A 24,317-nucleotide genomic window follows, 5' to 3' on the forward strand; every position below is an offset into this window, starting at 1 on the left:
GGGGGCGGGCAGGGCCGCCGCGGGGCGGCTGTGCGAGCCCTGTTACCGGCCGGGGCCCGAGGTGCGGAGGTCCACGAGCCTCTTGATCTTGCCCACCGAGCGCTCCAGGGTCTCCGGGTCGACCACCTCGACCCGGACGGACACACCGATCCCCGCCTTCACCGCCTGGACCACGCCGGCCGCCGCGGCCTCCCGCAGGGCGGGGTCCGACTCCCGGCGGGCCTCCACCCGGACCGTCAGGGTGTCCATCCTGCCCTCGCGGGCCAGCCGCAGCTGGAAGTGCGGTGCCAGCCCGGGCGTCCGCAGGAGGATCTCCTCGATCTGGGTCGGGTACAGGTTCACCCCGCGCAGGATGATCATGTCGTCGCTGCGGCCCGTGATCTTCTCCATCCGGCGGAACGCGGGCCGGGCCGTACCGGGGAGCAGCCGCGTCAGGTCCCGCGTGCGGTACCGGATCACCGGCATGGCCTCCTTGGTGAGGGAGGTGAACACCAGCTCGCCGAGCTCGCCCTCCGGCAGCACCGCACCCGTCAGGGGGTCCACCACCTCGGGATAGAAGTGGTCCTCCCAGATGTGCAGGCCGTCCTTGGTCTCGACGCACTCCTGCGCCACTCCGGGTCCGATGACCTCCGACAGGCCGTAGATGTCGACCGCGTCCATGTCGAGGCGCTCCTCGATCTCCCGACGCATCTCCTCGGTCCACGGCTCCGCGCCGAAGATCCCCGTCCGCAGCGAGGTGGCGCGCGGATCGATGCCCTGGCGCTCCATCTCGTCCAGCAGGGTCAGCATGTAGGAGGGGGTCACCATGATGACCTCCGGCCGGAAGTCCTCGATGAGCCGGACCTGGCGGTCCGTCATCCCGCCCGAGGCGGGCACGACCGTGCAGCCGAGGCGCTCGGCGCCGTAGTGTGCGCCCAGGCCCCCCGTGAACAGGCCGTAGCCGTAGGCGATGTGGACGATCTGGCCGGGCCGGCCGCCCGCCGCACGTATCGACCGGGCCACGACGTCGGACCAGGTGGAGAGGTCTCCGTCGGTGTATCCGACGACGGTCGGACGCCCGGTGGTGCCGCTGGAGGCGTGGATGCGGCGCACCTCGGAACGCGGCACCGCGAACATCCCGAAGGGGTACTGGTCGCGCAGATCGGCCTTGGTGGTCAGGGGGAACAGGGCGAGGTCGGCGAGGGAGCGGCAGTCGTCGGGATGCACCCCGGCCTTGTCGAAGGCCTGCCGGTAGAAGGGCACCCGCTCGTACGCGCGGTGCAGGGTGGCCCGCAGCCGCGTGAGCTGGAGAGCGGCCAGCTCGTCGCGGCCCAGCCGCTCGCCCTCGTCGTGGAATCCCGCCTGCGCCGCCATGTCGTCACCTCGTCGTGAGAAGGCCCAAGAGCCCGACCGATCATTCGGTAGATTGCCAGGACTCCGCAGGTTAAATCAATGACTCGAACGAGTGATCGTCTGATCTGATGGCCTCCATGCCGATCTTCGCCACGTACGACGGAACCGAACTGGCCTACCGCACCCTGGGCGAAGGGCCGCCGCTGGTGTGCCTCCCGGGCGGCGCCATGCGCGCCTCCCGCTATCTGGGCGACCTCGGCGGGCTGGCGGCCGACCGTACGCTGGTCATGCTCGACCTGCGCGGCACCGGCGAGTCCGCCGTGCCGGCCGACGCGGCGACGTACCGCGCGGACCGCCAGGTCGCAGACGTCGAGGCGCTCCGCGTCCACCTGGGCCTGGAGCGCATGGACGTCCTGGCCCACTCCGCCGGCGGCAACCTCGCCCTGCTGTACGCGGCCGCCCACCCCGAGCGGCTGGGCCGGACCGTGCTGGTCACCCCGACCGCCTGGGTCCTCGACCTGGCGAGCACCGCCGAGGACCGGCTGGCGGCGGCCCGCCTCAGGGCCGGGACCGAGCTGTACGACACGGCCGCGGAGGCGTACGCGCGCATCCTCGGCGGCGCCGACACGGACGAGGAATGGGACCGCGCGGTGCCCCTCTTCTACGGACGCTGGAACGCTGCCGCACAGGCGCACCACGCCGCGAGCGGGCACGAGCAGAACGAGGCGGCGGCCGCGGCCTTCGCCGGCCCCGGTGCCTGCGACCCGGCCGCCGTCCGCGCCGCCCTGCGCCGGGTCGCGGGGGAGGTGCTGGTCCTCGCGGGCGCACTGGACGGCAACCCGCCGCCCGCCCTCGCCGAGCGGATCGCGACGGCGTTCCCCGCCGGGATCCTCCACGTCCAGCCGGCCGCCGCGCACTTCCCCTGGCTGGACGACCCCGCCGGCTTCGCGGGGCGTATCGGGCGCTTCCTGGCCACCGGGGCCTGACGCGGGCGGGCGGGCCCGGTGCGCGGCCGCGCCCCACGTGCGCCACAGCCCCGCACAGGCCCCGCACCGGACCCGCCGGTCCGCTCAGCGCGCGGCAGGGGCGCCCGCGCCGCCGCCGTCCGCCTCCGTCGCGACCGTCTTCGCCCAGCGGTAGTCCGCCTTGCCGCTGGGCGACCGCTGTATGGCCGGCGCGATGACGAGCTGTCGCGGGATCTTGTAGCCCGCGAGCCTGGTGCGGCAGTGGCTCTGGATCTCGTCCAGGGTCGGCTCCTCGGCTCCCGGGCGCACCTGGACCACCGCGGCCACGTGGCTGCCCCAGGTCGGGTCCGGGACCCCGGCCACCAGGGCGTCGTACACGTCGGGGTGCGACTTCAGCGCCTGTTCGACCTCTTCCGGATAGACCTTCTCGCCGCCGGTGTTGATGCACTGCGAGCCGCGGCCCAGCACCGTGACGATGCCCTGCTCGTCGACGGTCGCCATGTCACCGAGGAGCACCCAGCGCTCCCCGCCCTTCTGGAAGAAGGTGTCGGCGGTCTTCTCCGGGTCGTTGTAGTAGCCGAGCGGTACGTGGCCGCGCTGCGCGAGGCGCCCGGGCTCGCCGACCGCCACCGGCTCGTGCGTCACCGGGTCCACCACCTGCGTACGGTCGTTGACCTCCAGGCGGAAGCCCTTCTCCGGGCCGGAGTCGTCCGTGGCCCGGCCGTTGGAGCCGGACTCGGAGGACCCGAAGTTGTTCAGGAGCAGGACGTTCGGCACCAGCCTCTGGAACTCGGCGCGCACCGTCTCGGACATGATGGCCCCGGACGAGGAGACGCTGAACAGCGACGACAGGTCGGTGCCCTTCAGCGGACCGTTCAGGGCGTCGATGAGCGGCCTGAGCATCGCGTCGCCGACCAGCGACACGCTCGACACCTTCTCCTTCTCGATCGTGCGCAGCACCTCCTCGGGCGCGTACTTGCGGTGGATGACCACCCGCTGGCCGTAGTTGAAGGCGATGAACGAGGTCAGCGTCGACGTCCCGTGCATCAGAGGAGGAGCGGGGAAGAAGGTCAGCCCGGCGCCGCGCGCCGCCACCCGCTCCGCCAGTTCCTCCGGCCGCTTCACCGGCTCCCCCGAGGGCTCGCCGCCGAAGAGCCCCGCGAAGAAGAGGTCCTCCGCCCGCCACATCACGCCCTTGGGCATGCCGGTGGTCCCGCCGGTGTAGATGATGAACAGGTCGTCGGCGCTGCGCGGCGGGAACCCGCGCCCGGGTGATCCGGCCGCCTCCGCGTCCGCGTACGCGACCGGGGCGATCGACGGTTCGGGCGCCCCGTCGGGCGCTTCGCCGACCCGGATCAGGTGCCGCAGCCTCGGCGTCTTCGGCAGCGCGGCCGCCACGCGTTCGGTGAACTCGCCCTCGAAGACGAGCGCCGCGAGATCGGCGTCGTTGTAGAGGTAGACCAGCTCCTCCTCCACGTAGCGGTAGTTGACGTTCACCGGGACCAGCCGGGCCTTCAGACAGGCCAGGACGGTCTGCAGGTACTCGATCCCGTTGTAGAGGTGCAGGCCCAGGTGCTCGCCCGCCGTCAGACCGCTGTCCAGCAGGTGGTGTGCGATCCGGTTCGCCGCCGCGTCCAGCTCCGCGTACGTGAGGCGGCGCTCCGCGCCCGTCCCGGGGTGGTCCACGTAGACGAGGGCCTCGCGGTCCGGGACCACGTCCACGACCGACTCGAACAGGTCGGCAAGGTTGTACTCCACCGTTCCTCCTGACCCCGTTGTTCGCGATGACTGGCCCCCGCGGCCGGCTGCTCAGGCGGTCATTAGAGCGCCGTGGCCGGCAACTGGGAAGGGCACCGCCCAAGAAATCTGACTGGGTGTCAGAAAACTCTTGAACTGCACCCTCCCCTACTGCAACCTGTTCTAGGTCTTGAGACGGGAGGACGGCAATGGGTGGGACGGAACACCTGACCGTGGAACGCCGCGGCGCCACGCTGGTGCTCACCATGAACAGGCCCGAGGCGAAGAACGCGCTCTCGCTGCCGCTGCTGGTGGGGCTGTACGACGGCTGGCTGGAGGCGGACGCCGACCACGAGATCCGCTCCGTGGTCCTGACCGGCGCGGGCGGCGACTTCTGCGCCGGCATGGACCTCAAGGCGCTCGCCGGCAAGGGCATGGCCGGCGACCAGTACCGCGACCGCCTCAAGGCCGACCCCGACCTGCACTGGAAGGCGATGCTCCGGCACCACCGGCCGCGCAAACCGGTGATCGCGGCGGTGGAGGGCTACTGCGTGGCCGGCGGCACCGAGATCCTCCAGGGCACCGACATCCGGGTGGCCGCCGAGGGCGCCACCTTCGGGCTCTTCGAGGTCAAGCGCGGCCTCTTCCCCATCGGCGGTTCCACGGTGCGGCTGCCCCGCCAGATCCCGCGCACGCACGCCCTGGAGATGCTGCTGACCGGACGCCCGTACTCGGCCGGGGAGGCGGCCCGGATCGGGCTCGTGGGCCGGGTCGTCCCGGACGGTACGGCGCTGGACGCGGCCCTGGAGATCGCCGAGCAGATCAACGCGTGCGGGCCGCTGGCGGTCGAGGCGGTCAAGGCGTCGGTCTACGAGACCGCGGGACTCACGGAGCGGGAGGGGCTGGCGTCGGAACTCCTGCGGGGATGGCCGATCTTCGACACGGCCGACGCGAAGGAGGGGGCACGGGCCTTCGCGGAGAAGCGGCCCGCGGTGTACCGCCGGGAGTAGCCGCCCCGAAGCCGTGCCCCACGGAGCCGCGCCGCCCCCGGAACCCGCCGCCCCCCGGAGCCGCGCCCCCCGGAGCCGCGCCCCCCGGAGCCGCGCCCCCCGGAGTCGCGCCGCGCCCCCCGGAGCCGCGCCGCGCCGCGCCCCGCAGGCGGGCGGATCCGCCCACCGGGACGCGGCCCCGCCCGGTCCCCGCCGCACGCGTCGGCGACACCGCAAGGCCCACCCGTAGGACGGGAGCCGGGCCCCGGAGCCCGCGGCCGGGCCGCCGGATCCCGCCCGCACCCGGAATCAACCGCATCGGAGAGCCACCATGACAGCAGCCTCCCCGCCGGAGGTGCTCCGCGCGCCTCTCGTCGTCGAGTTCCCCTTCACCCGGTCCCTCGGACCCGTCCAGAGCGCCTTCCTCACCGGCCTGCGCGAGAGCGTCGTCCTCGGCGTGCAGACCTCGGACGGCCGCGTGGTGGTCCCGCCCGTCGAGTACGACCCCGTCACCTCCGAGGAGATCCGCGACCTCGTCGAAGTCGCCCCCACCGGCACCGTCACCACCTGGGCCTGGAACGGCCGGCCCCGTCCGAACCAGCCCCTCGGCACCCCCTTCGCCTGGGCGCTGGTCAAGCTCGACGGCGCGGACACCGCCCTGCTGCACGCCCTCGACGCCCCCGGCCCCGACGCCGTGCGCACCGGCATGCGCGTCCGCGTCCGCTGGGCCGCCGAACGCACGGGCGCCATCACCGACATCGCCTGCTTCGAGCCGCACGACGACGCCCTCGACGCTCCCGACGCCCTCGACGCCCCCGCGCCCGAGGCCGGGCCCGCCCCGCACGACGGCGTCTTCGAGGACCCCGTCACCGGCATCGTCGCCGAGGCCCGCCTCGACTACACCTACAGCCCGGGCCGCGCCCAGACCGCCTACATCAACGCCCTCTCCGAGCGGCGGACCGTCGGCGAGCGCTGCCCCTCCTGCCACAAGGTGTACGTCCCGCCGCGCGGCGCCTGCCCCACCTGCGGGGTCGCCACCACCGACCGGGTCGAGGTCGGACCCGCGGGCACCGTCACCACCTTCTGCATCGTCAACATCAAGGCCAAGAACCTCGACATCGAAGTCCCCTACGTCTACGCCCACATCGCCCTCGACGGGGCCGGCCTCGCCCTCCACGGCCGGATCGGCGGCATCCCCTACGACCAGGTCCGCATGGGCCTGCGCGTCGAGCCCGTCTGGACCGACGGCGGCCGCTACCCCGACCACTACCGCCCCACCGGGGAACCGGACGCGGACTACGACGCGTACAAGGAGCTCATCTGATGACCGGGCCCAGGACGAGCAGGTACGCACGCGACGTGGCCGTCGTCGCCTTCGCGCAGAGCGACCACCTGCGCCGCACCGACGAACTCAGCGAAGTCGAGATGGTCATGCCGGTCCTGCACGAGGTGCTGGCCGCCACCGGACTGAAGGCCGGCGAGATCGGCTTCACCTGCTCCGGCTCCAGCGACTACCTCGCGGGCCGCGCCTTCTCCTTCACCATGACCCTCGACGGGGTCGGCGCCTGGCCGCCGATCTCCGAGTCCCACGTCGAGATGGACGGGGCCTGGGCCCTCTACGAGGCCTGGGTCAAGATCCAGACCGGCGAGGCGGACACCGCGCTCGTCTACTCGTACGGGAAGTCCTCGCCCGGGTCCGTGCGCGACGTGCTCACCCGCCAGCTCGACCCCTACTACCTCGCCCCGCTCTGGCCCGACTCGGTGGCCCTGGCCGCCCTCCAGGCCCAGGCCCTGATCGACGCCGGCGAGACCGACGAGCCCGCCCTGGCCGCCGTCGCCGCGCGCAGCCGCGCCGACGCCGTGTCCAACCCGCACGCCCAGCTGCGCGGCGCCCTCCCGCAGGGCGATTACCAGGTCCGACCGCTGCGGACCGGCGACTGCCCGCCCGTCGGCGACGGGGTGGCCGCCGTCGTCCTGGCCGCCGGCGACGTCGCGCGAGCGCTGTGCGCCCGCCCCGCCTGGATCACCGGGATCGACCACCGCATCGAGGCGCACGGCCTGGGCCTGCGCGACCTCACCGACTCCCCGTCCACCCGGACCGCGGCGCAGCACGCCGGCCTCTTCGACGCCCCCGTGGACACGGCGGAACTGCACGCGCCCTTCTCCTCCCAGGAGGTGGTCCTGCGCAAGGCCCTCGGGCTCGGCGACGGCGTCGCCGTCAACCCGTCCGGCGGGGCGCTCGCCGCCAACCCGATGATGGCCGCCGGCCTGATCCGCATCGGCGAGGCGGCCGCCCGCATCCACCGCGGCGCGTCCGACCGGGCCGTCGCCCACGCCACCTCCGGCCCCTGCCTCCAGCAGAACCTGGTCGCCGTCCTGGAAGGGGACCGCGCATGAGCACTTCCGGAACCTCCGGCGCCGCCGGCTCACCCGGCGCGACGGGCAAGGAGCCGGTCGCCGTCGTCGGCATCGGCCAGACCAAGCACGTCGCCGCCCGCCACGACGTCTCCATCGCCGGACTGGTCCGCGAGGCCGCCGCGCGCGCCCTCGCCGACGCCGAACTGACCTGGGCGGACATCGACGCGGTCGTGATCGGCAAGGCCCCCGACTTCTTCGAGGGCGTGATGATGCCGGAGCTGTACCTGGCGGACGCGCTCGGAGCCGTCGGCAAGCCGATGCTGCGCGTGCACACGGCCGGCTCGGTCGGCGGGTCCACGGCGCTCGTCGCCGCCAACCTCGTGGCCGCCCGCGTCCACCGCACCGTCCTCACCCTCGCCTTCGAGAAGCAGTCCGAATCGAACGCCATGTGGGGGCTCTCGCTCCCCGTCCCCTTCCAGCAGCCGCTGCTCGCCGGCGCCGGCGGCTTCTTCGCCCCGCACGTGCGCGCGTACATGCGGCGCACCGGCGCGCCGGACGGCGTCGGCTCGCTGGTGGCGTACAAGGACCGCCGCAACGCGCTGAAGAACCCGTACGCGCACCTGCACGAGCACGACATCACCCTGGAGAAGGTCCAGGCCTCACCGATGCTGTGGGACCCGATCCGCTACTCCGAGACCTGCCCGTCCTCCGACGGCGCCTGCGCCATGGTCCTCACCGACCGGGCGGGCGCGGCCCGTTCGCCGAATCCGCCCGCCTGGGTGCACGGCGGGGCGATGCGCAGCGAGCCCACCCTCTTCGCGGGCAAGGACTTCGTCTCCCCGCAGGCGGGCAAGGACTGCGCGGCCGACGTCTACCGCCAGGCCGGGATCACCGACCCGCGCCGGGAGATCGACGCGGTCGAGATGTACGTGCCGTTCTCCTGGTACGAGCCGATGTGGCTGGAGAACCTGGGCTTCGCCGAGGAGGGCGAGGGCTGGAAGCTCACCGAGGCCGGTGTCACCGAGATCGACGGCGACCTTCCGGTCAACCCGTCCGGCGGCGTGCTGTCCACCAATCCGATCGGCGCGTCCGGCATGATCCGCTTCGCCGAGGCCGCCCTCCAGGTGCGCGGCGGGGCCGGGGAGCACCAGGTCCCGGGAGCCCGGCGGGCGATGGGCCACGCGTACGGCGGCGGCGCGCAGTTCTTCGCGATGTGGCTGGTGGGGGCGGAGCGACCCACCACCTGAACGGCAGCCTCCGCCCCGCCCGGGTGCCGGACCGGTCACGAGTGACTCACCGTGGCCTGTGCGGCACCCGCTGCGATGGCTAATCTGGCCCCCGGACGACGTACCGGGAGGAGCACGCACGTGGCCGAGAGCATGACTTCACAACCCCTCGCCGGCTGGGGGAAGCCGGACCTCGATCTCACCGGGGCCGACTGGCAGTCGAGCAGCCGGGGAGCGGGTGACGTCCAGATCGCCTTCGTCGAGGGCTTCATCGCGATGCGCAACAGCGAGCGCCCCGAGAGCCCCTCCCTGATCTTCTCGCCGGACGAGTGGCACACGTTCGTACGGAACGCCCGGGGCGGGGAGTTCGACCTCACCTGACCGCGCGCCACCGCCCCGTCCCCGCCGGGGCGGTGGAACCGGCGGGGCGGGGACGGCTGCTCGGACGGTCCTGAGTACCCCTGTTGAGTACTCCGTTGAGTACTCCTGCTCATGATCCGCGGGATCGCCGCTGCCTACGGTGATCCGCATGAACACCGACCGGACCCCCACCGACACCCCGACCGCGGACACGCCCCGGTGGCTCAAGGGCTGCGCGGTCGCCGCGCTCTGCCTCCTCGGCCTGGCCGCTCTCGGTGCCTGGGCGCTGGCCGAGTTCGAGAAGGGCCTCGACGGCTACGGCCAGCTGGAGCAGAGCGGCCCGTCCGGATCCGTGGCGGACCCCCTCGGCCCGGGCGCGACCGCCCGGTACGAGGACGGCCTGAAGATCACCGTCAGCCGCCCGCGCGCGGAGCCCGACGGCGCCTACAGCCTCACCGTGACCTACGACAACGACACCGACGAAGAGCTCCGCCCCGGCGGCGCCTCGGCCGCCTCCGCCGTGTCCTCGTACCGCGGCAGCGCCCCCCTGGCCGTACGCGCCGGCCGGTCGCTCGACGACAGCGGCTCCGGGTACAGCCTGAACTGGCTGAACGAGGACGAGTCCGCCGCCGCCCTCGTGCCGCCGCTGGGCGCGGACCGCAAGCGCACCGTCCCGGTCCGCGTCAGGCCGAGCGCGAAGGGCGTCCCGGTCACCGTGGAGGTGACACCGCCGACCGCCGGGTTCCGCGAGACGGCCCACTTCCAGCTCACCCTGGACTGACCGGGCCGGTCGGTAGGGTGGTGGCATGAGCGGAGAGAGCGACCTGAGCAAACTGCTGAGCGGCATGCGGCCCGAGCTGAACGAGGGCGTATACGTCTTCTGCACCGTCCCCGGCGGCACGGTCCCCGCCGGGACCGCGCCCGTCGCCACCGTCCTGGAGGCCGAGGGCCTCACCCTGGTCCTGCGCCAGGAGGACGCCGACGCGGCCGGGCTCGCCTACGACTACACCGCCGGCTGGATCACCCTGCGGATCCACTCCGCGCTCGACGCCGTCGGACTCACCGCCGCCTTCGCCGCCGAGCTCGGCGCGCACGGCCTGAGCTGCAACGTCATCGCCGGATACCACCACGACCACCTCTTCGTGGCCGCCGACCGGGCCGCCGAGGCCGTGGCCGTCCTGGAAGACCTCGCGGCACGTTCCGGACAGGACCGGTCGGCTTAGGAGCCTCATCGGAACCCTCCCGGAAACCTCTCGGAACCATCTCGAAACCTCCTTCGAGAACCCGCGGGAACCCCCTCGTCATCCCGTCGGAAAAGAAGATCGGATTCTTTCCGACAGTGGGATCCGCCGCCCTGTGCGCGGGCGTACGCTGATCTCCCGGAACAGGCCTGGGGGGTACCAGCCATGACGGACCACCGGACGCGCATGCGGCGCACCATGGTCGAACGCGATGCCGAACTCGCCATCGTCGACGAGGCCCTGGACCAGCTCACCGGTCCCGGGCCGGACGCCGGCGGCGCGCTGCTGGCCTTCTCCGGGCCCGCCGGCCTCGGCAAGACCACCCTGCTCGCCGAGCTGCGCCGCCGTGCCCACGCCCGCTCCTGCACCGTCCTCGCCGCCCGCGGCGGCGAACAGGAGCAGAGCCAGCCCTTCCACGTCGCTCGCCAGCTCATCCAGCCCCAACTGGCCGGCACCTCCGAACAGGAACTGCGCGCCGCCCTCGGGAGCTGGTACTCCATCGTCGGCCCCGCCCTCGGGCTCTGCGCCCCCGAACAGGGCGCCCCGCCCGACCCCCAGGGCCTGCGCGACGGCCTCGACTGGGTCCTCACCCACCTCGTCGTCAAACGCGCCCCCGTCGCCCTCGTCCTCGACGACGCGCACTGGGCCGACCCCGAGTCCCTGAGCTGGCTCGCCGCCTTCGCCCCGCGTGCCGAACACCTCCCGCTGCTCCTCGTCGTCGCCTACCGCCCCGACGAACTGCCCGCGCACGCCGACGCCTTCCGCACACTGCCCGGCCGGGCCGGACAGCGCCCGCTGTCCCTTGCCCCGCTCACCCCGGCGGCCGTCGCCGAACTCGTCCGCGACGCCATCGGCGACCATGCCGACGACGCCTTCTGCCACGAGGCCTGGACCGTCACCGCCGGCAACCCCTTCGAGGCCGTCGAGCTCACCGCCAAGGTCCGGGGCAGAGGCCTGCGGCCCGTCCAGGAGAACGCCCCGCAGCTGGCCGACCTCGCCGCCGCCCAACGCGGCAGCGGCCTCGTCGCCCGCCTCGAACGCCTCGGACCCTCCACCGTCCGCTTCGCCTGGGCCTGCGCCGTCCTCGGCACCGCCATCCCGCAGGACATCGCCGCCCGGGTCGCCGCCCTCGGCACCGAGGAGGCCGCCGGTGCCACCACCCGCCTGCGGGACGCCCGCATCCTGTCGGCCGCCGGATCCGCGACGCACCACGAACCGGAGAACGGGCTGGAGTTCGTCCACCCCCTCATCGCCACCGCCATCTACCGCGCCATCCCCGACGCGCTGCGCGTCGCCCTGCACGGCAAGGCCGCCGCGGCCGTCGTCGACGCGGGCCTCGGCGCCTCCGCCGCCGCCCGCCACCTCCTGGAGACCCACCCCGAGAACGACCCCTGGGTCGTGCGCACCCTGCGCGAGGCGGCCGGTGAGAACCTCCGCGCCGGAGCCCCCGACGCCGCCCGCCGCCAGCTCGCCCGCGCGCTGCGCGAGCCACCCGACTTCGACGAACGCGCCGCCGTACTGTACGAACTGGGCTGCGCCTCCCTGCTGACCGAGCCCGCCAACACCGTCAACCACCTCCGGGCGGCCCTCGCCGAGCCCTTCGACGACCCCGCCCTGCGTCACGGCATCGTCATCCGGCTCGCCCAGGTCCTCGCCCACAGCGACCGCCTCGCCGAGGCCTCGGAGTCCCTCGCGCGCGAGATCGCCCAGACCCCGGACGTACGGGCCCGACTGCGCCTGCAGTCCGAGCAGTTCATGTGGGACGCCTTCAACGCCGCCGAGACCGACTCCCCGGCCCGCTCCCGGCGCCTGACCCGGCTCGCCGACCGGCTCACCGGCCGCGACCTCACCGAGCGGTACGTCATCGCACTGCGCGCCTGGGACGCCTGCCTGCGCGGCGAACCGGTCGACGTGGTGCTCCACCACGCCGGCCGGGTGCTGGAGCAGCCCTTCAGCTGGGCCCACGAGGACCGCGGCTTCGAGGTCCCGGTGCTGGCCGCCATGGTCCACATGTACGCCGACCGGCCCGGCCGGGCCGAGGAGCTGTTCGAGGCGGGTACGGCCGAGTTCGAGCGGCAGGGCTGGCGCGGAGCCCACCTGTCCTTCGCGTACAGCCTGCGCGCCTACATCCGCTACCGGCGCGGACGGCTCGTGGAGGCCGAGGAACTGGCCCGGTCCGGCCTGCACCTCGCCGAACGCGTGGGCCGGCGCACCCCCGTCCACTGGTACGCCATAGCGATCCTCCTCACGACGCTGCTCGCACGCGGTCGCGTGGACGAGGCCTGGGAGCTGGCACGCGAGCACGAGTTCGGCGCCCCGTTCCCCGCGGCCGTGGTCTTCCCCGACTCGCAGACCGTCTACGCCGAACTGCTGCTCGCACGCGGCGAGGTGCGCGCGGCGGTCGCCGAACTGGAGGCGGTGGACCGACGGCTGACGCCGCGCGGGATCCAGAACCCGGCCTGGTGCCCCTGGCAGCTCCACCTCGCGCGGGCCGTCGCCGCGGACGATCCGCAGCGGGCCCGCGCCCTCGCCGCCGACACCGTCCGGCGGGCCAGGGCCTTCGGCGCCCCCTCCGCCATCGGCCAGGCCCTCAGGGTGGCGGCGGAGGTCGCCGCGCCCCAGGACCGGACCGAGCTGCTCCGAGAGGCGGTCACCCTGCTCTCGGCGTCACCGGCCGGCTACGAACTGGCCCGCGCCCTGAACGCGCTCGGCTACGGGCTGCGCGACGCGGACCTGCTCACCGCGGCCGTGGTCACGGCCCGGGAGTGCGGCGCGGACGCACTGGTGGAGGAGGCCACCGAGACCCTGCTGGGCCTGGGCGGCGCCCTGCCCGGCGGGTCGCCCCGGGTGGACTGGGTCACCGAGGAGGAGATCCGGGCCGCGGACCAGGCCGTCCGCTCCGGGAAGGAACCCGAGCCCGCACGCCCGGACTGGGTGCTCTCCGCGGCCTGCCGCAAGCTCGGCACCGACCGGTCCGGGCTCCGGGCCGCTCTGGAGGCGTTCGCCCGTAGCTCAACGTGATCGCGGCCCCCGCCCGGCGGGCAGGGTGACCCCATGGACCACATCGACAGGATCCCCCTGTTCCGGACCGAGGCGGCCGCCTTCGAGAAGGCGGTCCGCCGTGCGTACGACCGGGGCACTCCGGTGCCGCAGGTCCCTTCGTGCCCCGGCTGGACGGTCACCGACCTCGTCCGCCACCTCGGCGGCGTGCACCGCTACCTCGCGCACGTCCTGCGCGAACGGCTCACGGCCCCGCCCGACCCCGCCGACCTCGCCCTCCCCGCGATCCCTGACGACCCGGAGGCACTGACCGACTGGTTCGCCCAGGGAGCCCGCGAGCTCGCGGAGCTGTTCCGCGCGCTGGGGCCGGACACCCCCGTGTGGACCTGGTCGGCGGAGCGGACCTCCGGCTTCTGGCTGCGGATGCAGCTGATCGAGCTGGCCGTCCACCGGTGGGACGCCGAATCCGCGACCGGTACCCCCGGCCCCCTCGACCCGGTCGTCGCGGTGGACGCCGTCACCCAGACCGTCGACGTCATGGCCCCGGCCCGGCGCACCTGGAAGCAGGCACCGCCGGGCACGGGGGAGAGGTACCGCTTCCGGCGTACGGACGGCCCGGAATCCTGGACCGTCCTCTTCTCGGGTGACCGGGTGCTCCGGGAGAGCGGCTCCACCGCGCCGGCCGCCGTCGAGGCCGCCGGCCCCGCCTCGGACCTGGCGCTCTTCCTGTGGCGCCGCGTCCCGCCGGCCGCCCTGCACGTCACGGGCGACACCGGCCTGCTGCCACACTGGTTCACCCTGGTCCCACCCGTCTGACGGGCCGGCCCGTACACCGTCGCGGGATGAGGGGCCCCCGGACCGTAAAACTCCCGCGGCCACGTACCATGGCCGCATGTCCTTCCTCCGCCGCCACCGCGCCGCCACACCCGCCGGCCCGGACTTCGACGTCCTGGCCATGGACCCGGGGGACTGGCCGGGCAATCTCGGGGCCGGGCTGCTGCCCGCGCCCGACGGCAGCTGCCAGGGCGTCTTCCTCCGCTACGACCTGTTCGGCGGACGCGGCCCCGCGATGATCATCGGCAACCTCCCGGAGGGGTCCCCGGCCCGGGACCTCACCGACGGCCAGGTCCCCTTCGAGGTGGCCCAGCTCCTCGACGCGCTGGAGAACGACGAGGACGTCGAGGTCACCGGCGTCGAGGACTGCCCCGTCATGCAGGGCGACAACCTCCTCATCGTCCGGAAGATCAAGCTGTCGGAGTCCCGTATCTCCTGCGTCCAGTTCGACCGCAGCGACAACGTGCTGGTCACCATCGCCAGCTGGGACCGCCCGATCACCGACGACCTCTACGCCCTCCTGAAGCCGCTCCCCGCCGAGCTCTTCCAGCAGGGCTGACCCCCGCCGGGCCTCCCGGACCGGCCCCACGGGCCGCCCCGGGACGACCCGCGCGGTCGGTCCCACCCGGTCGGTCCCGCCCGGTCACGCGTCCGCGATGTCGTTCGCCGCGACGTAGCCGAACGTCATCGCGGGGCCGATCGTCGACCCGGCCCCCGCGTAGCTGTGGCCCATCACCGCGGCGCTGGCATTGCCCGCCGCGTACAGTCCGCGGATCACCGAGCCGTCCGCCCGCAGCGCCCGGGCCCGCGCGTCCGTGACGATGCCGCCCTTCGTCCCGAGGTCCCCCGGAACGATCTTGAACGCGTAGAACGGCGGCACCCAGATCGGGGCCAGGCACGAGTTCGGGTGCACGTTCGGGTCCGTGTAGTAGTGATCGTACGCGGTGTCGCCCCGGTGGAAGTCGGAGTCCGTACCGCTCCACGCCTGCGCGTTGAACCGGCCCAGCGTGGCCCGCAGCGCGGCAGCCGGTACACCGATCTGGCCCGCCAGCGCGTCCCACGTCCACGCCTTCTTCGCCGCGCCCGCCTGGTACCACGAGTCCGGGAAGGGCAGCGTCGGCAGGATGTCCTTGAACAGGTACCTGTTGCGGTAGTTCTGATCCACGATCAGCCACGCCGGAATGTGCGAACCGGTCGCGCCGCGGTCCTTCTCGTACATCACGTGCACCACATCGCTGTACGGTGCGGCCTCGTTGACGAACCGCGTCCCATGGGCGTTCACGATCAGCCCGCCCGGCAGGGTCCGCTCGGCCAGGCAGAAATACGGCTCCCCGGGCAGCGGGATCGACGGCCCCCACCACGCGTCGTCCATCAACGCCAGCGACGCCCCCGCCCGCTGACCGGCGAGGATGCCGTCGCCCGTGTTCTCCTTCGCACCCACCGACCACTGCGTGCCGATCGGCTGCTGCTGGTACTGCGCGCGCATCGCCGCATTGTGCTCGAAGCCGCCCGAGCCGACGATCACCCCCTTGCGGGCCCGTACGACACCCCGCACACCCTCCTTGTCGACCACCACGCCGGTGACGGCGCCGCCCTCCTGGACCAGGTCCACCAGCGGGCTGTTCAGCCACAGCGGCACCCCGGCCCGCTGCAGTCCGGCCCGCAGTCCGGCCGCCAGGGCCTGACCCATCGTCAGCGGCTTCTCGCCCCGCAGCGCCGCCTTCGTGCCGCGCGCCAGGCACTCGGTGGACACCGCCAGCCCCCTGGCGGTCACCGCCGCGAGGTTCAGCCACTTGTAGTCCTGGCTGAAGACCACCATCCCGGCCGGCACCGGCATGTACGCCGGGTTCAGGCGGGCCAGTTCGCCGCCCAGTATGTTGCCGTCGATCTGGTCCGGCTCGATGGACCGGCCGTTCGGCAGACCGCCGGGCAGGTTCGGGTAGTAGTCGCTGTACCCCTCCATGAAGCGGAACCTCAGCGGGCTGTTCGCCATGACGAAGTCCAGCATGCGGGGGCCGTTCGCGAGGAACGCGGCCTGGCGGTCGGCCGGGACCTCGGGCCCGACGACGGCCGAGAGGTACGTCGCCGCCTTCTGCGGGGTGTCGGGAACCCCTGCGGCCAGGATCACCGCATTGTTGGGCAGCCAGATACCGGCCCCCGAGCGTGCGGCCGACCCGCCGAAGGTGGGCGCCTTCTCGATCACCAGGACGCTCAGCCCGCGCTTGGCGGCGGTGAGCGCGGCCGTCATCCCGGCCGCCCCGGAGCCGACCACCACCACGTCGTACTCACCGAGCGGCGGCCCGGCCGGGACGCCGTCGGCCCGTGCCGCGCCGGACGGCAGCACGGTGGCGGCGAGCACCCCGGCCCCCGTACCGGCGAGGACGGCGCGTCTGGACGGGCGGGGGGCGGGGGACGTGCGTGAAGCGCTTGCGGACATGGGCAGGCTCCAGCGGAGTGGGGAGGGGAGGGTGACTCCAGCATGTCTGATGCTGAGTCAGAAAAGTGTTCGGGGGATCATGTGATGTCAAGGCATCCGGCACCCCGGCACGCGACGGGCCCCTCAGCCCTCCGCCCCCGTCCGCGCGTCCAGCTCCTTCACGTGCCGCTTGAGCGCCACCGTGCGGTAGCTCTCCTCCACCCACTCGCACAACACCTGCGTCGAGGGTGCCCCCTTCTCACCCAGCGGGACGGACACCCAGCCCGACCGGCCCAGACCGTACCCGGTGGGCTCCGCCCCCGGCGCGGCCATCGCATGCCCGTGCAGGGCCTCGTCCTTGAGCTTGACGGACAGCCCGGGCGCCCCCGGCCCGTCGGTGTTGCCCAGGAAGACGAAGATCTTCTTGTTCACCTTGACCACGCAGTCCTCGGGACCCCAGGGATGGTCCTCGACGGCCTCCGGAAGACCGAGGGCGAACTCCCGTACCGCCTCCCACTTGCGCACTCCGGACTTCACCAGCGCCTCCCGTCGGACTTCCGCCACCACGTCGGCCCCACGCTAGCGGAGCCCGGCGCAGAGCCTGGCGGACCACGGACGAGCGAAGTCCCGTGGCGGTGGGAGCCACGGGACCTCGCGTCGGGGGAGGGGGAGGTCAGCGCGTGCCCACCGCCGCGCGGACCGCCCTGCGCGCCATGCCCGCGTCGTCGTGCAGCCGGCGGAGCAGCAGCCGCTGTTCCTCCCCGGAGGACAGGGCGCCCGCCGGCAGCGGCTGGGCCGGGGCGGTCGCCAGCATCGAGCGCTGCACCGCCGTCTCGGACATCCGGATCTCCCGGGTCAGCACCAGCATCAGGTTGATCAGGAAGGCGTCCCGGGCCACCGGACCCGCCGACTGGGCGAGCCGGCTGATCTGGGCCCGGGCGGCGGGGGCGTCGCCGAGCACCGTCCACAGCGTGGCGAGGTCGTAGCCCGGCAGGTACCAGCCCGCGTGCTCCCAGTCGAGGAGCACCGGCCCGGCGGGGGACAGCAGCAGGTTCGACAGCAGGGCGTCGCCGTGGTTGAACTGGAGCGCCGTCCCCGACACCTTGACCCCGTGCAGCAGCTTCTGCAGGTCGCCGAGGTCCCGGTCGGTGAGCAGCCCCAACTCGTAGTCGCGGGCGATCCGCCGCGCGTAGTTCATCGGGGTGCCGAACAGCTCGGCCGGCGGCTGCCATTGGTTGACCCGGCACACCGCTCCCAGCGCGGCGCGGAGGTCCACCCGTGGCGGCGGCTCCACCGGGTGCCGCTGGAGCGCCGCCACCCGGCCCGCCATCCGTTCCACCACCAGCGTGCAGTTCTCCGGGTCGGCGGCGATCAGCCGCGGCACCCGGACCGGCGGGCGGTGCCGGACGAACGCCCGGTATGCCGCTATTTCGTGCCGGTAGCGCTCACGCCACTCCGGCGAGTGGTCCAGTAAAACCTTCGCGACGGCCGTCATGCGTCCGGTGGTGCCCACCAGGAGGACCGAGCGGCCGCTGCGCCGGAGCACCTGCACCGGTGCGAACTCGGGACAGATCCGCTGCACCGAGGCGAGCGCGGTGCGCAGTTGCGCTCCCTGCGGCCCCGAGAGGTCGATTCTCCCGCTGACGGGCTGCGACCCGGCACTGGGCATGCGCCGCGCCCGGAGGCCGCCCTGCGCCGGGGCCGACGGGCGGCCGGGTTCGAGGTAGGGGCCGCCGCCAGCCGGGAGCGTGCGGTGCGACCGGACCGGTGCGGACACGGAGGACGTTGCTGCGTACATGGTGATACGGATCCCTTCGTGCGCCGACGAGTTGCGTACGCCACCCCGCCGATCCCGTGCTTCACCCTGGGGAGTTCCGCCGGTGACCGGGGCGGGGAGGCGCATTCCTACCTGACACCCGGCGGAAGGTGGCGAACCATCGGGCGTGCCCTGGCGAAGCCTGGCGAATAGTCGCTGGGCATCTGACGGGGGGCTACTGTCAACTCAGCCGAGAACCTGGGGGCTTGACGTGAGCAAAGGTCCAAACACCCGCCTGAACGACCTGTTCGGCCTGGCCGGCTGGTCCAAGGGCGAACTGGCGAGGATGGTGAACCGGCAGGCGGCGGCCATGGGCCACCCGCAGCTGGCCACCGACACCTCGCGGGTGCGGCGCTGGATCGACATGGGGGAGAGCCCCCGCGAACCGGTGCCCACGGTACTGGCAGCACTGTTCACCGAGCGGCTCGGTCGTGTCGTGACCATCGAGGACCTCGGGTTCGTACGACAGCGGCGCACCTCCAGACGACAGCCGGACGGGGTTCGCGAGAACCCCGACGGCATGCCCTGGGCGCCCGAACGCACAGCCGCGGTCCTCACCGAATTCACGGGAATGGACCTCATGCTCAACCGTCGCGGTCTGATGGGCGCGGGCGCCGTGCTCACCGCCGGCTCCGCCCTCACCAACGCCATGTACGACTGGCTGCACACCGCCCCCGCCCCGGCGAAGCAGGCTCCGGGGCGCTTCGGGGACTCCTTCCAGGCCGACCCAGCGGGGTACGACCGCTACGAGGCCGCACCGATCGGCTCCCAGGAGATCGAGGCCCTGGAGCGCTCCGTCGAGGTGTTCCGGGCCTGGGACGCCTCCAGAGGCGGCGGACTGCAGCGCAAGGCCGTGGTCGGCCAGCTCAACGAGGTGGGCGGGATGCTCGCCTACCACCACCCCGACCACCTCCAGCGGCGGCTGTGGGGCGTGGCGGCCAACCTGGCGGTTCTCGCGGGCTGGATGTCGCACGACGTGGGCCTCGAACCCACCGCGCAGAAGTACTTCGTCATCGCCGCGCACGCGGCCCGCGAGGGCGGCGACCGCCCGCGCGCGGGAGAGGCGCTGTCCCGCGCCGCCCGCCAGATGGTCCACCTCGGCAAGCCGCACGAGGCCCTGGACCTGATGAAGCTCGCCAAGTCCGGGTCCGGCGAACAGACCCTGCCGCGCACCCGCGCCATGCTGCACACCATCGAGGCCTGGGCGCAGGCCGCCATGGGCAAGGGGCAGGCGATGCGCCGCACCCTGGGCGAGGCGGAGGAGCTCTTCGTCTCCGACAAGGGCGACGTCCCGCCGCCGAGCTGGATGCAGCACTTCGACGAGGCGGACCTGCACGGCATGCAGGCCCTCGCCTACCGGACCCTCGCCGACCACGACGCCACGGCGGCACCGGTCGCCGCGCGCCACGCCAAGGAGGCCCTCCGGCTGCGCGGCGAGGGCTACCAGCGCTCGCAGATCTTCGACTACATCTCCATGGCGTCGGCCTGCTTCATCGCCGACGAGCCGGAACAGGCCGACCGCTACGCGCGCCTCGCCCTCGTCTCGATGAACGAGACCTCCTCGCACCGGACCTGGGACCGGCTGCGCGAGATGTACCGGCTGACCGCCCAGTACGCCGGTTACGCGCGCATCGAGGACCTGCGCCAGGAGATCAAGCTGGCCCTCCCCGACTCCCCGGCACCGGGCGGCCGTCCGGCCACGGGGGTGTAGTCCCCGGCCGGTTCCCGAGCCCACGGTTCCCGCATGCCCCCAGGCCCCCACGGCCGGTGCGAGGACGAGCACCGGCACGTCCGCTCCCGGTACGTCGACGACAGCACGCAGACGAGAAAGGCCGCGCCCTCCGGCGCGGCCCTGAAGTCCGTACGACCGGCCCCGTGGCCGGCCGTGACCGTCGTGACTATCCGCCGACGCGGGCGACGAGCACGCAGGCGTCGTCCTCCCGCTCGCCCTCCCCGAACTCCTCGATCACGAGCCGCACGCAGTCCTGCGCCGACCGTGCCTGAGAGAGCCGCGGCGCGAGGGCCAGCAGCCGCTCGGTTCCGTCCGCCCGGCTGAACTCGATGCTGCGCGGCGTCAGGCCGTCGGTGTGCAGGACCAGCAGGTCGCCCACCTCCAGCCGCTCCTCGGCCTGCCCGTACGCAGCCCCGGAGGTCGCGCCCAGCAGGACGCCCTCCGGCGGTACCAGGGCGCGGCCCGACCCGCGGCGGAACAGCAGGGGGGCCGGGTGGCCCGCCTGGGCCCACGACAGCACCCGGCGCGCGGGGTCGTAGCGGCAGCACACGGCCGAGCCCAGCGCGGGCTGGACGGAGGTCTCCAGGAGCTGGTTGAGCCAGCCCATCAGCGGCCCCGGCGCGATCCCGGCCATGGCCATGCCGCGCAGGGCGCCCAGCATCATCGCCATCCCGGAGGTGGCGGTCACGCCGTGTCCGGTCAGGTCGCCGACCGTCAGCATCGAGCTGCCGTCGGGGAGTTCGAGTGCGTCGTACCAGTCCCCGCCGATCAGCGCGCTGGTCGCGGAGGGCAGGTAGTGCGCGGCCACGTCCAGCGTGCCGGCGTCGCTGTGCGGGAGCCGCAGGGAGCCGCGCCACGGGGGGAGCACGGCTTCCTGCAGCTCGACCGCGAGGCGGTGTTCGGTCTGCGCGATCTCCCGCTGGCGCTGCAGCGAGTCGCGGGACTCGCGCACCGCCCGCTGGCTCCGGCGCAGTTCACTGACGTCCCGCATGACGGCCCACATGGAGGCCGTGCAGCCGTCGGGGTCGAGTACCGGCTCGCCCCTCATGTGCAGGGTCCGCACCCGGCCGTCGGCCCGGACGATGCGGAACTCGCCGTCGATCGGCCTGCCGTCCACCAGGCAGGCGGTGACCCACGCGGTGAGCAGCGGCTGGTCCTCGGAGAAGAGGGTGGAGCCCAGCTCGTCCAGGGGAGGCGCGCCGGATTCGGGGGAGCGTCCGAAGATCTGGAACAGTTCGTCGGACCAGCTGACCTCGTCGGTCAGCAGGTTCCACTCGGCGCTGCCGACCCGTGTCTGGGCCTCGGGCACGATCTCCGGGGCCGCCTGAGGGAACGCGACGGTCTCGGGTGCCGGGGGCAGGCCCTCCTTGAGCTGGCCGAGGTGTTCGCGGAGGTCGTCGAGGTGGTGCACGGCGAGGTCGCACAGCGCGCGCTGCCAGCGGCCCTGGGCGTCGTCGTCGTCCACGACGGTGTCGCGGCGGACCGCGTCCACGTCCCCCCGGAGACGCCGGGTCTGAGAGATCAGTGCGTCCACCGACCCCGGCTCGGGCGGCTGCGCGGGACGGTCCGCGAACAGGTGGGACGGCATGAGAACTCCGATACAGGCGCGGCACGGCCAAGTCTGAAGGAAGGACCGGTAACGACTGTTGCACAGGCAGCGACACTGTGTAAGGCGTTTGGCAACATCCGCTACGTTCTTGCTTCCGGCATATGCCGCAGTCCTGCGGGGCCCTTCGCGGCGTGCGAACGAATCCGGTCAGAGGGGGTTCGGCGGCCTGGTGCGCATGCCCGCCGGTGGGGCGGGTGGTGCGTCCGGAGCGGGCGGCCGGATTCAGGCCATCCACCTCGTGTGACTCGATCAAACGCCCGAGGCGTACGAGGTCTTCACTCGGACGCGTTCGCGCGGTACCCGGTTCGGTGCAGACGCGGGGATACACCCGAACGGATGACCCCGGGTCGGGTGCCGCGGCGGAATCGAGGCTTCCCCGCGGAGCGGACGACCGCTACCCTACGTGTCGGTAACACGCCGGGGAGGTTCGTGCGGGCGGACCCGCGCAGGGCTTGGGGACACGAGGACATTGAGCGGGCAGCACCACGCCTCCGGCCGGAGCCGGCGTTCCTTCCTCACCCACCTCGTGGCGGCGCCCACCCTCGCCCTCGTCACCCGCGCCGCAGCCGACGCCCTGGCCCCGCAGACCGCCCACGCCGTGGTGCCGTCCCTGCCGGCCATCGCCGACGTGATCGACCTCGGCGACCTCTTCATCCTGGCCGGCGCGCCCACCTCCGCCCTGCTCGCCCTCGCGGTCGAGGCCGACGGCACCATCCGCTTCCGGCTGCCCCGCGAGGAGGTCGGGCAAGGGCTGACGACCGCGGTGGCCATGCTGGTCGCCGAGGAACTCGACGCGCCCCTGGCCGACGTCCGCGTGGAACTGGACGACGCCCGGCCCGAGCTGCTCTTCAACCAGCTCACCGGCTCCTCCAACTCCATCCGCTCCCTCTACGGGCCGGTCCGCCAGTGCGCGGCCGCCGCGCGGGCCCGTCTCGTCGCCGCCGCCGCCCGGCGCTGGGGCCTGCCCGCGGCGTCGCTCACCACCGCGGACGGCACCGTCCGCGCCGCCGACGGACGCACCGCCCGCTACGGCGAACTCGCCGCGGCCGCCGCCGACCCCGGCCTCACCGTCCTCGGAGCCACCCCCAAGAAGGCCGCGCAGCACACCCTCGTCGGCCGGCCCACCAGCCGGATCGACGCCCGCGCCATGGTCACCGGCGCCCAGCAGTACACGCTCGACCTCGACGTGCCCGGCGCCAAGCCCTGCGTGGTGCGCCGCCCGCCCACCTTCGGCGGCTCCGTGCGCACCGTCGCCAACCTCACCGAGGTCCGGGCCATGCCCGGGGTCCTGGACGTGGTCACCGTCCCCACCGGGGTCGCCGTCGTCGCCGAGACCTTCGGGCAGGCCCTCACCGCCAAAGAGGCCCTCCGGGTCACCTGGGGCCCCGGCCCCGCCGACCGGCTCTCCGACGCGGAGATCCGCACCAGGCTGCGCGCCGCCACCCCGCCGCTGCTGGTGCCGCCGCTGCTCACCCCTTACGTCGACGCCGAGTTCGACTTCGCCTTCGTCAGCCACGCCCCGATGGAGACCAACTGCGCCGTCGCCGACGTGCGCGAGGACCGGGCCGAGATCTGGTCCGGCCTCAAGTCCCCCATCGTGGCCCGCCAGACCATCGCCGCCGACCTCGGACTGCCCCTGGACAAGGTGACGGTGCACGTCGTCCAGGCCGGCGGGTCCTTCGGCCGGCGGCTCTTCTTCGACGCCGCGCTGGAGGCCGCCCGCGTCTCCCGGGCCTGCCGCCGCCCGGTCAGGCTGATGTGGACCCGGGTGGACGACACCCGGCACGGCCGGATGCGCCCCGCCACCCACCACAGGATCCGCGCCACGCACCTGCTCGGCGAGGTCCTCAGCTTCGAGCACCGCGTCGCCGCCGCCGAGACCGACTTCCGGCACGGCCTCGGCGAGATCATCACCGCCACCGCGGCGCACCTGCCGCTCGGCATCGGCAACGCCACCCTCGCCCAGACCCTGTTCCTGACCACCGTGAAGTCCCCGTACCACTTCGGACTCACCACCCAGGCCCTCACCGAGGTGCCGACCGGCATCCCCACCGCCTCGTGGCGCTCGGTGTACTCCGCCAACACGCGCGGGGCCGAGGAGATCGTGGTCGACGAACTGGCCGCGGCCACCGGCAAGGACCCGTACCGCTTCCGGCGCACCTTCCTGAAGTCCGACGCCCAGCGCGCCGTCCTGGACAAGGTCGCCACCGAGGGGAACTGGGGGCGGACGATGGCGCCCGGCTGCGCGCAGGGCATCGCCTTCCACGAGGAGTACAAGTCCCGCACCGCCTGCCTGGTCGAGATCGACACCCGCGACCCGCAGCGCGTCCGCGTCACCAGGGCCGTCATCGCCGTGGACGTGGGCCTGCCGGTCAACCCGCGCGGACTGGAGGCCCAGATGGTCGGCGGCCTCACCGACGCGATCTCCACCACCCTGCGCGCCGGGCTCCACATCGACAAGGGCCTCCCGCTCGAAGGCAGTTACGGCCAGTTCCACTGGGCGCAGCAGCGCGACACCCCGCGCGACGTACGGGTCTTCGTGCTGCCGGCCACCGGCGCCGAACCGGGCGGGGCGGGCGAGCTCGGCGTGCCCGCCGCTGTCGGCGCCATCGCCAACGCCTGGGCCAGGGCCACCGGTTCGAAGCCGCGCAGCTTCCCCCTCGACTTCGACGTCGACTTCACCCCCTACCCCCGCTAGCCGC

At 73.5% G+C, this 24,317-nt stretch carries 19 protein-coding genes and 1 pseudogene; 13 read left to right on the forward strand and 7 right to left on the reverse strand.

The genetic code is table 11. The features are described 5' to 3' along the window. Positions 1 to 42 precede the first annotated feature (42 nt). Positions 43 to 1,353, reverse strand: coding sequence for a phenylacetate--CoA ligase PaaK (gene paaK, locus AB0O53_RS18080; RefSeq protein ID WP_350993674.1), 1,311 nt, complete (start codon positions 1,351 to 1,353; stop codon positions 43 to 45). A 116-nt stretch (positions 1,354 to 1,469) separates the two neighbouring features. Here paaK and AB0O53_RS18085 point away from each other — a divergent pair, with 116 nt between their 5' ends. Next, complete coding sequence (locus AB0O53_RS18085) at positions 1,470 to 2,318, forward strand: alpha/beta fold hydrolase (RefSeq protein WP_350993672.1); 849 nt, start codon at positions 1,470 to 1,472, stop codon at positions 2,316 to 2,318. Between the two features lie 84 nt (positions 2,319 to 2,402). Here AB0O53_RS18085 and AB0O53_RS18090 read toward each other — a convergent pair whose 3' ends face one another. Next, a complete protein-coding gene (locus AB0O53_RS18090) occupies positions 2,403 to 4,055 on the reverse strand; it encodes an acyl-CoA synthetase (RefSeq protein ID WP_365196645.1) in 1,653 nt (550 codons plus the stop codon). A 188-nt stretch (positions 4,056 to 4,243) separates the two neighbouring features. On the opposite strand from AB0O53_RS18090, the gene AB0O53_RS18095 reads away from it, so the two are divergent. Next, a complete protein-coding gene (locus tag AB0O53_RS18095; protein WP_350993668.1) occupies positions 4,244 to 5,044 on the forward strand; it encodes a crotonase/enoyl-CoA hydratase family protein in 801 nt (266 codons plus the stop codon). Positions 5,045 to 5,095: 51 nt separating this feature from the next. Here the strand turns inward: AB0O53_RS18095 and AB0O53_RS18100 are convergent. Further along, positions 5,096 to 5,326, reverse strand: a pseudogene (locus AB0O53_RS18100) (pentapeptide repeat-containing protein); the annotation flags it as partial. Between the two features lie 28 nt (positions 5,327 to 5,354). Here AB0O53_RS18100 and AB0O53_RS18105 point away from each other — a divergent pair. The 9 genes from AB0O53_RS18105 to AB0O53_RS18145 all read left to right on the forward strand — a co-directional run bounded on the left by AB0O53_RS18105 (position 5,355) and on the right by AB0O53_RS18145 (position 14,601). Next, positions 5,355 to 6,347, forward strand: a complete 993-nt coding sequence (locus AB0O53_RS18105) for a Zn-ribbon domain-containing OB-fold protein (protein WP_365196648.1) — start codon at positions 5,355 to 5,357, stop codon at positions 6,345 to 6,347. After that, positions 6,347 to 7,420 (forward strand): thiolase family protein, encoded by a 1,074-nt coding sequence (locus tag AB0O53_RS18110; protein WP_350993664.1) that lies wholly within the window; start codon positions 6,347 to 6,349, stop codon positions 7,418 to 7,420. Before AB0O53_RS18105 ends, AB0O53_RS18110 begins: the two co-directional genes overlap by 1 nt. After that, on the forward strand, positions 7,417 to 8,628 hold the full coding sequence (locus AB0O53_RS18115) for a thiolase family protein (protein ID WP_350993662.1): 1,212 nt from the start codon (positions 7,417 to 7,419) through the stop codon (positions 8,626 to 8,628). Before AB0O53_RS18110 ends, AB0O53_RS18115 begins: the two co-directional genes overlap by 4 nt. A gap of 132 nt (positions 8,629 to 8,760) precedes the next feature. Beyond that, complete coding sequence (locus AB0O53_RS18120; protein WP_373024377.1) at positions 8,761 to 8,988, forward strand: DUF397 domain-containing protein; 228 nt, start codon at positions 8,761 to 8,763, stop codon at positions 8,986 to 8,988. A 148-nt stretch (positions 8,989 to 9,136) separates the two neighbouring features. Continuing rightward, positions 9,137 to 9,748, forward strand: coding sequence for a hypothetical protein (locus AB0O53_RS18125; protein WP_350993659.1), 612 nt, complete (start codon positions 9,137 to 9,139; stop codon positions 9,746 to 9,748). Between the two features lie 25 nt (positions 9,749 to 9,773). Continuing rightward, positions 9,774 to 10,190 (forward strand): ACT domain-containing protein, encoded by a 417-nt coding sequence (locus AB0O53_RS18130; protein WP_350993658.1) that lies wholly within the window; start codon positions 9,774 to 9,776, stop codon positions 10,188 to 10,190. Between the two features lie 183 nt (positions 10,191 to 10,373). Further along, entirely contained in the window at positions 10,374 to 13,229 is a 2,856-nt protein-coding gene (locus AB0O53_RS18135) for an ATP-binding protein (protein ID WP_365196652.1), read from the forward strand. A 33-nt stretch (positions 13,230 to 13,262) separates the two neighbouring features. After that, a complete protein-coding gene (locus AB0O53_RS18140; RefSeq protein ID WP_350993654.1) occupies positions 13,263 to 14,024 on the forward strand; it encodes a maleylpyruvate isomerase family mycothiol-dependent enzyme in 762 nt (253 codons plus the stop codon). 76 nt (positions 14,025 to 14,100) lie between these two features. Then, on the forward strand, positions 14,101 to 14,601 hold the full coding sequence (locus tag AB0O53_RS18145) for a hypothetical protein (RefSeq protein ID WP_030030746.1): 501 nt from the start codon (positions 14,101 to 14,103) through the stop codon (positions 14,599 to 14,601). 84 nt (positions 14,602 to 14,685) lie between these two features. On the opposite strand, the gene kstD is transcribed toward AB0O53_RS18145, so the two are convergent. From kstD to AB0O53_RS18160, 3 genes are all read right to left on the reverse strand, one after another. Further along, positions 14,686 to 16,479: a 3-oxosteroid 1-dehydrogenase gene (gene kstD / locus AB0O53_RS18150; protein WP_350993652.1), complete on the reverse strand. Its 1,794-nt coding sequence runs from the start codon at positions 16,477 to 16,479 to the stop codon at positions 14,686 to 14,688. Between the two features lie 123 nt (positions 16,480 to 16,602). Then, positions 16,603 to 17,022: an MmcQ/YjbR family DNA-binding protein gene (locus AB0O53_RS18155; RefSeq protein WP_365196655.1), complete on the reverse strand. Its 420-nt coding sequence runs from the start codon at positions 17,020 to 17,022 to the stop codon at positions 16,603 to 16,605. Positions 17,023 to 17,131: 109 nt separating this feature from the next. After that, positions 17,132 to 18,256 (reverse strand): aminoglycoside phosphotransferase family protein, encoded by a 1,125-nt coding sequence (locus AB0O53_RS18160; protein ID WP_350993648.1) that lies wholly within the window; start codon positions 18,254 to 18,256, stop codon positions 17,132 to 17,134. Positions 18,257 to 18,485: 229 nt separating this feature from the next. On the opposite strand from AB0O53_RS18160, the gene AB0O53_RS18165 reads away from it, so the two are divergent. Continuing rightward, the gene (locus AB0O53_RS18165) at positions 18,486 to 19,985 is read left to right on the forward strand and encodes a DNA-binding protein NsdB (protein ID WP_350993646.1); all 1,500 of its coding nucleotides are present in this window, start codon (positions 18,486 to 18,488) and stop codon (positions 19,983 to 19,985) included. Positions 19,986 to 20,172: 187 nt separating this feature from the next. On the opposite strand, the gene AB0O53_RS18170 is transcribed toward AB0O53_RS18165, so the two are convergent. After that, on the reverse strand, positions 20,173 to 21,594 hold the full coding sequence (locus AB0O53_RS18170; RefSeq protein WP_365196657.1) for a PP2C family protein-serine/threonine phosphatase: 1,422 nt from the start codon (positions 21,592 to 21,594) through the stop codon (positions 20,173 to 20,175). 490 nt (positions 21,595 to 22,084) lie between these two features. Between AB0O53_RS18170 and AB0O53_RS18175 the strand changes: the two genes are divergently transcribed. After that, entirely contained in the window at positions 22,085 to 24,313 is a 2,229-nt protein-coding gene (locus tag AB0O53_RS18175; protein ID WP_365196660.1) for a xanthine dehydrogenase family protein molybdopterin-binding subunit, read from the forward strand. Positions 24,314 to 24,317: the final 4 nt, after the last annotated feature.

It is taken from the genome of Streptomyces erythrochromogenes, from assembly GCF_040684695.1.
In the GTDB taxonomy this organism is placed as follows: domain Bacteria; phylum Actinomycetota; class Actinomycetes; order Streptomycetales; family Streptomycetaceae; genus Streptomyces; species Streptomyces erythrochromogenes_C.

Coding starts and splice junctions, on each gene's coding strand:
- AB0O53_RS18085 (WP_350993672.1), top strand. CDS start 1,470: ATGCCGATCTTCGCCACGTACGACGGAACCGAACTGGCCTACCGCACC.
- AB0O53_RS18170 (WP_365196657.1), bottom strand. CDS start 21,594: ATGCCGTCCCACCTGTTCGCGGACCGTCCCGCGCAGCCGCCCGAGCCG.
- AB0O53_RS18105 (WP_365196648.1), top strand. CDS start 5,355: ATGACAGCAGCCTCCCCGCCGGAGGTGCTCCGCGCGCCTCTCGTCGTC.
- AB0O53_RS18115 (WP_350993662.1), top strand. CDS start 7,417: ATGAGCACTTCCGGAACCTCCGGCGCCGCCGGCTCACCCGGCGCGACG.
- kstD (WP_350993652.1), bottom strand. CDS start 16,479: ATGTCCGCAAGCGCTTCACGCACGTCCCCCGCCCCCCGCCCGTCCAGA.
- AB0O53_RS18130 (WP_350993658.1), top strand. CDS start 9,774: ATGAGCGGAGAGAGCGACCTGAGCAAACTGCTGAGCGGCATGCGGCCC.
- paaK (WP_350993674.1), bottom strand. CDS start 1,353: ATGGCGGCGCAGGCGGGATTCCACGACGAGGGCGAGCGGCTGGGCCGC.
- AB0O53_RS18125 (WP_350993659.1), top strand. CDS start 9,137: ATGAACACCGACCGGACCCCCACCGACACCCCGACCGCGGACACGCCC.
- AB0O53_RS18135 (WP_365196652.1), top strand. CDS start 10,374: ATGACGGACCACCGGACGCGCATGCGGCGCACCATGGTCGAACGCGAT.
- AB0O53_RS18120 (WP_373024377.1), top strand. CDS start 8,761: ATGACTTCACAACCCCTCGCCGGCTGGGGGAAGCCGGACCTCGATCTC.
- AB0O53_RS18160 (WP_350993648.1), bottom strand. CDS start 18,256: ATGTACGCAGCAACGTCCTCCGTGTCCGCACCGGTCCGGTCGCACCGC.
- AB0O53_RS18145 (WP_030030746.1), top strand. CDS start 14,101: ATGTCCTTCCTCCGCCGCCACCGCGCCGCCACACCCGCCGGCCCGGAC.
- AB0O53_RS18140 (WP_350993654.1), top strand. CDS start 13,263: ATGGACCACATCGACAGGATCCCCCTGTTCCGGACCGAGGCGGCCGCC.
- AB0O53_RS18095 (WP_350993668.1), top strand. CDS start 4,244: ATGGGTGGGACGGAACACCTGACCGTGGAACGCCGCGGCGCCACGCTG.
- AB0O53_RS18110 (WP_350993664.1), top strand. CDS start 6,347: ATGACCGGGCCCAGGACGAGCAGGTACGCACGCGACGTGGCCGTCGTC.